Raw genomic sequence first — 12,695 nt, 5'->3', positions numbered from 1 at the left:
TTTAATTCTGGTTTCCCAATTTTCCAACAAATTAATTTAGTCCCAATTTGATTCCCATTTTGTTTCAATGAACCGGTCCTCAATTCGCCGGGGTATGTAGACCGCATTCTATTTTATTAAAACCGGCCCATCTTCCGGCACGTTGATTATTTGGATCTGTAACCGGCAATGTGCACGGCTCACAACCAATGCTCGGGTATCCTTGATCATGTAAAATATTATATGGCAACTCATTTTGACGGATATATGACCAAACATCTTCCCAAGTCCAGTATATTAATGGACAAATTTTAATAGATTTAAATCTTTCGTCCTTATTGACAAAATCTGTATTCTTTCTGCTTGGAGACTGTTCCCTGCGAAGTCCGGAAATCCAAGCCGGGACTCCATACAAAACTTCTTCCAACGGCCTTATTTTTCGCAAAAAACAACATAAATCAGGCTCTGTTTTCCACAACTCCGGCCCGTACTTTTTTGCTTGTTCCTCCAAAGTCAGCTTCGGTTTTTTTAGTTGAATATTTAAACTCGGGTATTTGATTTTTACTTTTTCAATCAATTCATATGTTTCCTTAAAATGAACGCCGGTATCGAGAAAAACAATCGTTGCTTCCGGTTGAACTTTTGCAATCAGATCCACTAAGACAATTCCCTCTGCCCCAAAGCTACAGGCGTAAACAACGGAATTTCCATATGTCTCATATGCCCATTGTAAAACAGGCAACGCCCCTTTTGTTTCATCTGTAAACCGTTGATTCTTGAAAGGATCATCTGTAAAGTTATCATATAAAATCCGCTGTTCAATCATCATTTCACCCCTAAAAAAATCCCTTCTTCATTTTGATAAATAAGAAGGGATAGATTTAAAAATATTCCTTCTTATCTTCCAGACATTTGTCTGCAGGAGTTGGCACAGTGTTTTTAAACCTGTTGCCGAGGTTTCTTCGGGCCTGTCCCTCCACCTCTCTTGATAAGAATATCATCTTTTCCTATAATTTTAGTATGAATTAAGTTTAAACTGTGTTATTTTAAAAGTCAATAAGTTTTTTGAAAATATGACCTATTTCCCTTTTTGACTCTTTTCTATATAGGCTAAGTACTTGCCGACAACGTCCATATCATAACATTTATACAAAACTCTTGAACCGACCACATCTTCTATTTCATTAAATAAAAAACGTCCCTCTTCATCTAAAATAAAATCAATCCCGACAAAATCAAACTGTGCAAGTTGCGTGATTTTCTTAACCAATCTCTTTTCATCGTCATTCAGTGAATACGGTTCAACCTTCCCACCTAAAGAAAAATTTGCTTTAAAGCTCTTTTCGGAGTATCTTTTGACAGCTGCCAAAATTTCGTTTCCCAAAACAAACACACGAATATCAACGCCGGGATTTGTACAAACTTCCTGCAAAATAAACTCATCACCGGAAAATGCGGCTAGTTTTTCTGTCAATTCCTTTTCGTTAGCAATGAGAAATACTTCTCTTCCTCCGTGTCCGGCAACTGATTTTAAAATAAACGGAAAATCACCGTCAAACTGCTCAACACAAAAATCATGCCGGTTTCCAAGCCAAGTTTTCACAGATTTAATGCCATGTGAGTTGATAAATTGATGGGTTTTCCCTTTATGATTACAAATTTCTGTTATAAAAGCCGAATTAAACACACGGCACCCCATCTTTTCAAAATGCGTTGCAATGATACTATTCCGGCTCCGATTAATAACAAAATTCGGTGTCACTAATCGCTTTCTTCTAGCTTCTGCGTAAAATTGTTCATCAATTCCAAGGAAAAGTTCATCCGTCAAAACAAGGTCAATCGTTAACCCATGTTTCTGTGCCCTTGCGACGAGTTGTTCCGCAAACCATTGATTTTTCTTATAATCATCCCGTCCGTAAATCAGTAAACCACTATGCATTACCAATTCTCTCCATTATGTAATCAAAAATATATTCCGACACGTCGATACCGGTGCAATCAAATACATTTTTTATATGGGCATTGGAATTCACTTCACAGATTATCGGTTCATCATTATCACCAAATAAAAGGTCAACACCGGAAAAATCCGCTCCCACCGCTTGTGATGCTTTTATGGCCAACTCCTTAAAAGTTCGCGGGGGATCGAACTTTTGCATCATCCCGCCATTTGTTACATTCGCACGAAAATCTATCTCATTGAATCTGAGCATGGAAGCCACAACTTGATCCCCAACCACATACAATCGGGCATCTTTACCGGTACTGGATGAAATAAATTGTTGGTAAAGATGAGGCCGGTATAGCAGCTGGTGCCTTTTGACGACCAATTCTTCTCGGTTTTTCACTAAATAAACTTGATCCCCAAACGAACCGTATGCTTCCTTTATAACAATCGGATAATCAAATTCCTTTTCCACTCGATCAATAAATTGGTCATTTGGATCTATCGTACCGGGAAACATCATTGGTGAAAATAACGTTTTCGGCATTCGTATTCGTTTATTTGCTAATGTTTGAAATGTAGCGATTTTATCATCACATATTTCAATGGCATTTGCATTATTGAAAAGTTGATAACCTAGTCCTTCCAACTGTTTGGCCAGCCGGATATCTTTATCTAAAAACAGAATAAAATCAGGCTGAAACAAACCATCCTTTTTTACATGCAAAGAATTATCCATGACGAAACTATATATGTCGTTGTTTTTAACCGGTTGTAATTCGATTCCTTTTTTTGCTGCAGCGGATATGTACATATGGTTGATTTCCAAAAATTTTTTAGAAATTAAACCACCGTTGTATATTAACCAGCCTTTTTTATTCATAAATACATCACCTTACCTGTTCAAGCTATCTGAAATCATTATATAGAAAAAATACCACAAAGTAATCCGCAAATTTTCACTTGATCGGATGAGCGGATATTTTTTAAAAATATTGACATATATAAATTCAAAACCTATAATCATAAATAACCTGTAACTAATCCTCTGCTGTTGGATCAGTGGAGGTTTATTTTTTAAACGGAATGAAGAGTGAGGGAGAGAATCAGTGAAAAAAAGAATATTGGATTTGCAACCTTATAAGCCGGGGAAATCACCCGAAGATATAAAACGAGAATATAATATTGATAAAGTCATTAAATTGGCTTCAAATGAAAATCCATATGGTTGCTCGCCTCATGTGGAAACTACTGTTTTAAGTTCACTTCATGATACAGCCACCTATCCGGACGGTTATGCAACAGAGCTTAGGAAAAAGGTTTCCGATCATTTACATGTTGATGAAAATCAGTTGTTATTTGGAAGCGGGCTTGATGAAGTTATTCAAATCATCAGCCGTGTTCTTTTATGTGAAGGGGACAATATAATAACAGCCAATGAAACCTTTCCCCAGTACAAACATCATGCGATCATTGAAGGTGCGCAAGTTCGGGAAATCCCGCTAGATAACGGTTCTTTCGATTTGGACGGAATGTTTCAAGCGATTGATGATCGTACAAAAATCGTATGGATTTGCAACCCGAATAACCCGAGCGGAACTTATTTAAATGAAGAAACACTGGTCCGGTTTCTGGAAAAAGTTCCCCCGGAAATTGTGGTCGTCCTTGATGAAGCATACTATGAATATGTAACAGCCGATGATTATCCAAATTCTATCCCTTTATTAGCGCATTTTAATCATTTAATCGTTTTACGGACATTTTCAAAAGCTTACGGTCTGGCCGCTTTCCGAATCGGCTATGCAGTCGGCAATGCTCAACTAATCGAAAAAATCAATATTGCCCGGCTCCCGTTCAATACTTCAACATTTGCTCAACAGGCAGCCCTCGCCGCACTTGAAGACCAAGATTTTGTCAAAGAATGTGTCCGGAAAAACGCTGAATGTCTGAGAGATTTTCAACAAACTTTACAGAGACTGAACGTTGAATATTATCCGTCCCAAGCTAACTTTATCTTTGTTCGAATGGCTTCACCAATGGAACTGTTCAACTTTTTCTTGAAAAAAGGTTATATTGTCCGTCCGTTTCCAAACGGGGTTCGAATCACCATAGGGACAAAAGAGCAAAACAAAGAAGTTTTAGCCGCCCTTGAAGATTATGTGAAAGGCCATGTTTTCAACTAGAAAACGAATTTTTGCAATCATATTTTTTGATATAACCGTGCTGCTGATTGGACTTCAGCAGCTTTTGCATGTGCTCGATAAAAAAAGATCATTGTATGTCGAGGTTTCCATTTTGATTGTTGAAACTTACTACCTTAAATGTACAAAAGATCCCTGTCACATCCCATGAATTTTCGGAAAAATTCCGTTTAAGTAGCATCCATCTCCATACTGTAATAAAATGTGTTTATGAGAATACTGTGGAGGTGAGGCCATGGATCCGGTTGAAATTATGTTACATGAAAACCGTGTTGTTCCCAATTACCATCCCGTCATTAGTGCTGAAACACAATTAGTGGTTGGTTATGAAATTGAAGCATTTTTTCATGAAGAGGATGGTACTGTACAAAGTATTGACTGGTTTTTCAAAGATTTGACCATTCCCGATGAATTTCGTCTGGAACTAAGTCGCCTTTTACTGGAAAAAGCGATCGAATATCAAATGAAAACAGATCCTTCCATGTACATATTTTTCACTTATGATACGAACCTGCTTATGAAAGATCGAGGCGAATGTTTAGAAAAATTTCTAGACATATATACCAAAAAAGGATTCGATATAAACAAACTAATCATCCAGTTAAAGGAAGAGTTTAAAACAGAAGAAATGGATTCAGTCCGAATTTTGTTCAACTATTTTAAATCAATAGGTATTCGAATCGCTCTTGATGATATCGGTGAACGGAGCGGCAGTTTTGATCGCTTAGCATATTTGAAACCCAGTGTGGTAAAAATTGATGTTGGATTTTTAAAAGATAATGATTCGCCGCATCTATACAGAGATGTACACCATTCACTTTCATTATTATCCCAAAAAATCGGGGCAACTTTAATGTTCAAAAATATATCTACTTACCATCAATTAAATCATGCTTGGCGTAATGGGGGTCGATTTTATCAAGGCAATTACTTAATCAGAAGCGGACAAGAGTATGTTCCCATTGATTGCTGTCAAGAAAAAATGAAAAAAGACTTCCAGTTATTTGTTAATTATGAGCGGAAAAAAATTAAGGCGCAAATGACGTTAACAAATGCAATCAATCAACAATTAAAATCAATTTTAACGTCTATTCATTCGGATGATCCGCTTGATGAAACGATCTTGAAAATCGGAAAGGCATGCTCCGATTATGCATTTCGTGTGTATATATGTAATGAAGAGGGTTTGCAACTTTCCGCCAATGCTGAGAAAGATAATGACGGCAATTGGAGTTTAAAAGAGGAAATCCGTAATAAAAACTGGAGCTGGCGACCGTATTTTTTTGAAAATATCGCCCGGATGAACATAGAGAAAAAAGGCATTTTATCCGATTTATATACAGATATCGAGAAAAACGAACAAATCCGGACATTTTCCTATCCAATATCCGATACACTATATGTTTTCCTTGATATTCCTTATGCCTATTTATATGAGCAAGAAGGTCTATTGTAATATGATGAAACTTGGGGCTGTCCTAAAAGTACAACTTCTATAATTTTATTGCTAAAAGAATAGGTTCGGTTGACTTTCGTTTTGGTGGCGGACGCTTTCCGCGGGCACGGCCTCAGCCGCTTCGTCGCTCGTTTCCTCGCTCCTGCAGGGTCTTCGGCTCGCGCTGTTCCCGCAGGAGTCGCCGCCACCCTCACTTCAATTAGCCTATACAAATTGGATTAATTTTTGACTTTCTGGACAGCCCCTTCATTCATTCTGCAGCTTTTGTTCAGTGGAACTTGCCGCCACTTCAGACAGCGTATAATTTGTATAATCCTTATCTCCCTCTTTCACCGATTGATCGACAACTCTCCATGACAATAATAATGAGCCACCGATAATCCCCAATAATGTACCTACGAATAATCCCCCGAGGGCACCTAAAATCGATGCAATAGATAAAAAGATCGTAATAATACCAAAAATAATGTTTAATCTTGTATAAAAATAACTCAGAATTCCTATAATCGTCATTAGTCCCCCAAACAGAAGACCTAACACGACAAAATTTCCCGGGCGTAATGCCACTTCAAGCAAATGAATCGGCATATACAGAATAATTAAGCCAGCAAGGAGCGAAAATGTCGCTCCCCAAAACGGCCTGCTCATCCGCCATCTTTTAAATTTTTTTCTAAAGTTATGAAATTTGTCCATCATTAACACTCCCAGACAAACAGGCTATTAATTTTTCACAAACTCAACTTTTAATCCTGGCAATGTGACCATTTCTTGGAATAAATAATGGGTTTCAATGTTACCGTTTTTAATTGTCACCGTACTCGCCCCTTGCGTAAACCCTTTCTTAACTGCTTCAGGATCATTGGCTTCTACATAGTTTTCCGAAATATCCATTTTAGTAAACACTGCATCCCCTTGTACGAGTGCAGCTTTTTGGATTAACCCTTTAATTTCTACCGGGGTACCTTTATTACCGGCGGAAATTTTGACAGTGTACTTCCCTAAAATTGGAATATCCACATTTTTCGAAATGACCAGATCTGTAATTTTTGCATTTTGAATATCATTGTCAAATACCGGTTTTACATGTGCTTGGGAATTTTTACTTGGATCACCATACAGGTCTCCATATAATTTAAAGCCGGTACCTGTCATCTCAGTAAAGGAAACATTAAACTTACCAATTCCGCCAACCCCCGCTGCGTAAACCACACCGTTAATTCCTAATGTAAAGAACACCCCCCCTAACAAAATGAAGCTTGCCAATAAAGCGGAGAAAAACCATTTTTTAGAAGTTTTTCCTATTAAAATAGTCTCACTCATTTGAATACCTCCTCCCATTTTTAAATGAAACCGCTTGATGTTTTCAGTTTATTATAATTATTATAAAAATATATTCCTAACTTTGTCGGTAATTTATTTTTTGGACCTACAAAGGTAGGAAACAATCAGGATAAACGTGAATTGAAAAACTAACAACGTTTACTGTACCAAAAAATGATGAATATGATATAAATAGGTTAATAAAGGTAAAGAAAACTCGGGCGTCCGAGCCTTTAGGCGAGAGCAGAGCCGTAGTTCACCGAAAAAATATAAAATTTTTTCGGCTGCGATGTATCCCGTGAAGCTTTCCTTGTGCACTTATGCGTTAGGAATGTAGAAATTGAAAAATTTCTACTTTCCTATTAGCCGAAAAATACTTTCTTCTGTCGAACATCATAAAGTTACACATACTACATTTTTGCTTTTTTTGACAGTCACCTCGTCCTAGGTTAAAATATCGGTATTTAATAATAGCTTTGGTTCAAAAACAATGAGTCTGGAAGTTCTCAGAAGCTACTGGCGTCTAGGTAACGGAGCATATTTTTTCGCACATGATAAACTCCAGAAAATTTTTCGCTTTTTTTACTTTTTGAATCACGCAAAGAAATTTTGACATGAGGTGATGGACCATGCATCAAACGGAACATATTTTACAAGCCAAAAATTACATAATGGAAAAAATAAATCTCAAGCCGGAAATCGGACTCATTCTTGGCTCCGGACTTGGCGTGCTTGCCGAAGAAATTGAACATGCGGTAACCATTCCATATGATGAAATTCCATATTTTGCAAAGTCATCCGCCATTGGACATGCCAATGAACTTGTTATTGGAGAATTGATGGGGAAAAAAGTAGTTACGATGAAAGGGAGATTTCATTATTATGAAGGATTTACTTTGGATGAGGTTACTTTTCCCGTTCGGGTTATGAAAGCACTCGGTGTTGATTCTTTAATTATTACCAATGCCTGTGGAGCAGTTAATACGAGTTTTCAACCGGGAGATCTTATGCTCATTTCCGATCATATTAATTTGGTTGGGACAAACCCGTTGATTGGACCAAATAATGATGAACTCGGTATACGTTTTCCGGATCTCTCTCAATTGTATACACCTGAACTTCGAAATTTGGCAAAAAAGGTAGCCGCTGATTTAAACCTCCCTATTCAGGAGGGTGTATATGCATGGTGGAGCGGCCCAACCTATGAAACTCCGGCAGAAATCCGTATGATACGGACGTTGGGAGCGGATGCCGTCGGGATGTCAACCGTTCCTGAAGCAATCGTTGCCAGGCACAGTCATATGCAAGTATTGGGGATTTCATGTTTAACCAATATGGCCAGCGGAATTTTGAACCAACCGTTAAGCCATGATGAAGTTATTGATGTAGCAGGGAAAGTGAAGGTAAAATTTATTTCCTTGATAAAAGAGATTTTAAAAGAAATGAATTAAGGAATTGCCGCGGGACCCGTTTTGAAAACTTCCTTTCAATAAAGGAGTTCTTGTCTATGGGTCCCTTTTTCAAAATTTTATTTCCGTTTTTATTCTCACCAATAAAATCAAATGCGATTGAAAAAAAGATTTGCCCGCTAGCCTCTTCATTCACACTAATTTATGCTGATACCATTTTTCCCCGCGAAATCTTAAGTAAAAGACTATTCCGCGGACAGACCACTCTATGATCATAGCAGCCCACACACCGATAATCCCAAACCCTAGCGTTATTCCTAAAATATAGCCAAGAACAACCCGGACAAACCACATGGAGAGCAATGCGGCTACCGAAGTAAAATTCGAATCCCCGGCTGCCCTCAATGCGGCAGGCATAATAAATGCGCCTGACCATAATATCGGTTGAGCGATAGCTGACATAAGTACGATAATAAAAATCGTATGAATAATTTCATTCGGTGCACTGAACATTTTCATCAACAAAGGGAAAAGTGGCATTAACACGGCGGATGTTACAATATAAAACAGTGATGACAAACCAATGAAAGACATAGTAAATCGCCTTGCATCGCGAATGTTTCTCCTGCCGATACATTGCCCAACGACAGTAACAATCGCAATACTGAGTGCATTCGGACCGATTTGAAACAGTAACGTAATGGAACCGGCAATTGCATTTGCAGTCAAAGCCAGCGTCCCTAATTTAACGATAAATGTTTGGGTGATCAGCTTTCCGCCATTGAAAAATAATTGCTCCGCAGCAAACGGGATGCCGATAAACATCACCTTTTTTAAAATGGAAAAATCCAAGTGTAAAGCCTCTTTGATTCGAAACCGGATCGTGTGATTATATTTTATAATATAAAGTAAGGAAGCGGCCATCCCTATGATTCTTGCCGTGATAACAGAAATAACTAAACCTAAGACGCCTAAATCAGCAATTGTGATTAGAATAACATTCAAAATCGTATTAACAAGATTCATTAGTAAAGAAAGCACCAGAACCGGTTTCGTTTCCCCAACTCCTCTTAATCCGCCGCAAACAGCTTGATAAATGGCGATGAAAGGATAAGAAAAACAACTCCCGATTAAATAAAGTTTCGCATTATGCAAAACATCTGCTTCTGCATCCCCAAACAACAAATTCAATGTAGGTCCATGAAAAATGATAACGAGGACACTAAGTAAAACGGAAAAAATGGTTACCGCTGATACTGCTTGTGTCGCAGTCTTGGTGACCATTTTCCGATTCCCGATACCTTTATATTGAGCAACGATGACCGTACCACCAGTAGCAATAGCAATAAATACGTTTACTAAAAAAATATTCAGGGAGTCAACCATATTAACGGCACTAACTGCAGCAACCCCGGCTGAAGCAACCATCGCCGTGTTCAGTAAGCTCATGAAAATTAAAAAGGCTTGGTCGACTAAAATCGGAATAATGATCGAGATAACTTCTTGATAGCGAATGGAGTCACCGGTAAAGTATTTATTTAGTAAATAGATCGTTTTTTGTTTTAATTTTGATCGCGTACGGTTTTCATTTTGAGCCGGCAGTTGACGTCGGCTCTTTTGAATCAATTTTCTTTTATTCATTATTCAACACTTCTTTGTCACGTATTTATAAATAAAATCATTAATTTAATAATAGAACATGGACTATTAATTATAACATGTTCTATTATGGATTACAGGGGTTTTTATGAAAAATTTCGTAAGCTTTGTCTTCAAAAAATCGAGCTCCCCGTTCCGTAAATCATCTTTCCTTACTGGATAAAACATTTTCATGTAGTTTATCAAAAGTTTACTTTACTGAAATGAAAAATCAGGTTCCTGTTGAATATACTAAAAATAGAACTGGCTATTTATATATGAAAGGAGTATGAGAAAATTCCCTGTTTTCAATGACAAATTTCAGAATTTGACAGAAAAAAACATGTCTTTTGAAGATGTGTTTCAACATATTATCCGGTTTATGCAAAGTGATCCGACCGGAAACTATCGACTTATGTTCGGTACAGATTCCCAAGTTCATAAAGATGACACGAGATTCATTACCGGAATTGTCATTCAGCGTGAAAGAAAAGGAGTCTGGGCATGTATTCGTAAAGTGATTGTTCCAAGGAAAATGACAAATTTACACGAACGGATCTCTTTTGAAACAACTTTAACAGAGGAAGTGGTTTCGTTATTTACTGAAGAAAAGAAAAACCGATTGATTGATATTATCTTGCCAAATATATACAGAGGAGCCAGTTTGATCATTGAAGGACATATCGATATAGGTGCAGGTCGGAAAAATAAAACAAGAAAGTTTGTAAAAGAAATGGTTTCCCGTATGGAATCGATCGGGGTGGAACCGAAAATAAAACCGGAAAGCTTTGTCGCAAGCTGTTATGCGAATCGCTATACAAAATAACGGTAGTGTACTTGGACTTGGTCCTTGGTGAGTTTTTAAATAGTCGCTATACAGATAACTGTATGAAACATCTAGTGTACCGGGATTGTTGGAGTAGCAAGCAGTTTTGCGAATTGATATAAAAAATAGCGGTATAACATCTGCTGTACCTAGATTGATGAGGTTTTTACAATTGATATAAAAATCATGCTTATCAGGAGTCTATCCGATCGCCATTGTGAGTACACACCGATGTAATCAGAGGACGAGAGTGGCCAAAAGTCAACTATCATTAAAAAGTCGGATAGGCTCCAATGTATTTACCAAAAAATTTCTGTGTGCAACGAATGATTTTTCTTACAATGAGATGCCTCCCCGGAATCCGCCACTTTTACTTTCAACTTTCCAATAAGAGCTAAACCTCCAATTATGAGCAGATTTAAGATATAATATTATCGATAATAATTCTAGATTGGAGCCTTGAGAAATGTTACGAGCGGAAAATCAAGCTATTGCACATTCAAATATAATCAAACAACTTGAAACAAAACAAAAAACACTATTTAGTTTAACGACACCGATTGATCCATTTGATCCGGTTGTCTTTTATAAACAGGGCACTCCAAATACAGAAGGAAAACGATTTTTCTGGAAGAGTGCTAATGAAGATTTTTATTTAGTTGGCGTTGGAGCTGCTTTACTATTTTCCAACCTAGCTAAAAAAAATCGTTTTGATGATATTCATCAATTTTGGAAAGATATCGTTCAAAATGCTGAAATAGAAGGTTCCTCCATAATCGGAACGGGACCGCTTCTTTTCGGCGGCTTTTCTTTTGACCCGGATACAGGAAAAGAACAAGAATGGAGCGATTTTGGAGACACCTTCTTTTATTTGCCAAAATACATGCTGACAGTCGTAAATGGTCAACACTTTTTAACCTTTAACCAAATCATGGATCCAGCTGGGGAAAACAAAACTTCCCAATATAAACATATAGAGGAATACATGAACGATTTATTGGCCCGGCAATCGACTGTTGCTGTTGAACAAGTCTCGATGACTTCATGTACGGAAATAGGACAAGCCGAATGGGTGAAAGCAGTTGAAGATATTGTAAACCTGCTAAAATCCACCGATATAAAAAAAGTCGTTTTGGCAAGAAAAATGATCATTGAATTTACGAAATCGCCTTCCATTGCAACAGTTTTGGAACAACTAAGAAGAAACCAACCCGGTAGTTTCGCGTTTGCATTAGAATCCGGTTCCAGCTGTTTTCTGGGGGCATCGCCGGAACGATTAGTGAAAAAAACCGGTGAAGAAGTATTATCCACATGTCTAGCCGGATCTGCACCAAGAAGCAAAGATCCGGGTGAAGACGAATGGCTCGGTAAGAATTTATTAAATGACGCAAAAAACCGATATGAACATCAGCTGGTTGTAAACATGATCAAAAATGCACTAAATCCCATTTGTACGAACTTAATTGTCCCGGAAGAGCCGATTTTAATGAAAACACCGGCCATTCAACATTTATATACACCAATTACAGGAAGGGCCAAAGCAGGACAATCGATTTTCAAAATGGTCGAACGGCTTCACCCAACTCCTGCCTTAGGAGGAGTACCTACGATAGAAGCATTGAAAATAATCCGTGAAAAAGAAAAAATGGATCGCGGACTCTATGCCGGTCCAATCGGTTGGACAGATTTTCGAGGCAATGGCGAATTTATCGTTGGCATACGTTCCGGCTTAATTCAAAATAACAATGCAATATTATATGCAGGTTGTGGATTAGTCCCAGATTCAAATCCGCAAGATGAATTAATCGAAACACGAATAAAGTTTCGCCCTATGCTGCATGCGCTGGGAGGAGAAGAAAAATAAATCATCAAGAAGCATTATTTTATCGATATGAAATTGATTTATGAGTGGTTTGAGGAA

Annotated in this window: 11 protein-coding genes and 1 riboswitch; of the genes, 5 read left to right on the top strand and 6 right to left on the bottom strand. The window is 37.7% G+C overall.

Features of this window, described 5'->3' with window-relative positions:
• Window positions 1-79 precede the first annotated feature (79 nt).
• The 3 genes from BT1A1_RS04580 to BT1A1_RS04570 all read right to left on the bottom strand — a co-directional run bounded on the left by BT1A1_RS04580 (window position 80) and on the right by BT1A1_RS04570 (window position 2,807).
• Window positions 80-805 carry a phosphoadenylyl-sulfate reductase gene (locus BT1A1_RS04580; RefSeq protein ID WP_034768579.1) on the bottom strand — a complete coding sequence of 242 codons (726 nt, stop codon included), beginning with the start codon at window positions 803-805 and terminating at the stop codon, window positions 80-82.
• 68 nt (window positions 806-873) lie between these two features.
• A riboswitch (SAM riboswitch) is annotated at window positions 874-974 on the bottom strand.
• A gap of 83 nt (window positions 975-1,057) precedes the next feature.
• Window positions 1,058-1,918 carry an ATP-grasp domain-containing protein gene (locus BT1A1_RS04575; protein WP_034768577.1) on the bottom strand — a complete coding sequence of 287 codons (861 nt, stop codon included), beginning with the start codon at window positions 1,916-1,918 and terminating at the stop codon, window positions 1,058-1,060.
• Window positions 1,911-2,807: an ATP-grasp domain-containing protein gene (locus BT1A1_RS04570; protein ID WP_034768575.1), complete on the bottom strand. Its 897-nt coding sequence runs from the start codon at window positions 2,805-2,807 to the stop codon at window positions 1,911-1,913. Before BT1A1_RS04570 ends, BT1A1_RS04575 begins: the two co-directional genes overlap by 8 nt.
• 226 nt (window positions 2,808-3,033) lie before the next feature.
• On the opposite strand from BT1A1_RS04570, the gene hisC reads away from it, so the two are divergent.
• Both hisC and BT1A1_RS04560 read left to right on the top strand, forming a co-directional pair.
• Window positions 3,034-4,107 carry a histidinol-phosphate transaminase gene (hisC, locus tag BT1A1_RS04565; protein ID WP_034768573.1) on the top strand — a complete coding sequence of 358 codons (1,074 nt, stop codon included), beginning with the start codon at window positions 3,034-3,036 and terminating at the stop codon, window positions 4,105-4,107.
• Window positions 4,108-4,360: 253 nt separating this feature from the next.
• Complete coding sequence (locus tag BT1A1_RS04560) at window positions 4,361-5,581, top strand: EAL domain-containing protein (RefSeq protein ID WP_034768571.1); 1,221 nt, start codon at window positions 4,361-4,363, stop codon at window positions 5,579-5,581.
• Between the two features lie 246 nt (window positions 5,582-5,827).
• Here the strand turns inward: BT1A1_RS04560 and BT1A1_RS04555 are convergent, their stop codons facing one another.
• Both BT1A1_RS04555 and BT1A1_RS04550 read right to left on the bottom strand, forming a co-directional pair.
• Window positions 5,828-6,274 carry a DUF6114 domain-containing protein gene (locus BT1A1_RS04555; protein ID WP_051989003.1) on the bottom strand — a complete coding sequence of 149 codons (447 nt, stop codon included), beginning with the start codon at window positions 6,272-6,274 and terminating at the stop codon, window positions 5,828-5,830.
• Window positions 6,275-6,301: 27 nt separating this feature from the next.
• Window positions 6,302-6,901, bottom strand: coding sequence for a DUF6230 family protein (locus BT1A1_RS04550; protein ID WP_034768569.1), 600 nt, complete (start codon window positions 6,899-6,901; stop codon window positions 6,302-6,304).
• Between the two features lie 629 nt (window positions 6,902-7,530).
• Here BT1A1_RS04550 and BT1A1_RS04545 point away from each other — a divergent pair.
• Window positions 7,531-8,352: a purine-nucleoside phosphorylase gene (locus tag BT1A1_RS04545; protein ID WP_034768567.1), complete on the top strand. Its 822-nt coding sequence runs from the start codon at window positions 7,531-7,533 to the stop codon at window positions 8,350-8,352.
• Window positions 8,353-8,502: 150 nt separating this feature from the next.
• Here the strand turns inward: BT1A1_RS04545 and BT1A1_RS04540 are convergent, their stop codons facing one another.
• Window positions 8,503-9,951 (bottom strand): MATE family efflux transporter, encoded by a 1,449-nt coding sequence (locus tag BT1A1_RS04540; protein ID WP_081912271.1) that lies wholly within the window; start codon window positions 9,949-9,951, stop codon window positions 8,503-8,505.
• A 340-nt stretch (window positions 9,952-10,291) separates the two neighbouring features.
• Here BT1A1_RS04540 and BT1A1_RS04535 point away from each other — a divergent pair, with 340 nt between their 5' ends.
• Together BT1A1_RS04535 and BT1A1_RS04530 are read left to right on the top strand one after the other, a co-directional pair.
• Entirely contained in the window at window positions 10,292-10,774 is a 483-nt protein-coding gene (locus tag BT1A1_RS04535; protein ID WP_227202915.1) for a ribonuclease H-like YkuK family protein, read from the top strand.
• A 466-nt stretch (window positions 10,775-11,240) separates the two neighbouring features.
• On the top strand, window positions 11,241-12,638 hold the full coding sequence (locus BT1A1_RS04530; protein ID WP_034768563.1) for an isochorismate synthase: 1,398 nt from the start codon (window positions 11,241-11,243) through the stop codon (window positions 12,636-12,638).
• The last annotated feature ends 57 nt before the right edge of the window (window positions 12,639-12,695 follow it).

Source organism: Caldibacillus thermoamylovorans (assembly GCF_000751775.1).
In the GTDB taxonomy this organism is placed as follows: domain Bacteria; phylum Bacillota; class Bacilli; order Bacillales; family Caldibacillaceae; genus Caldifermentibacillus; species Caldifermentibacillus hisashii.
Note: the sequence above shows the minus strand (reverse complement) of the source record. Positions and strands in the feature narration are given on the sequence as shown.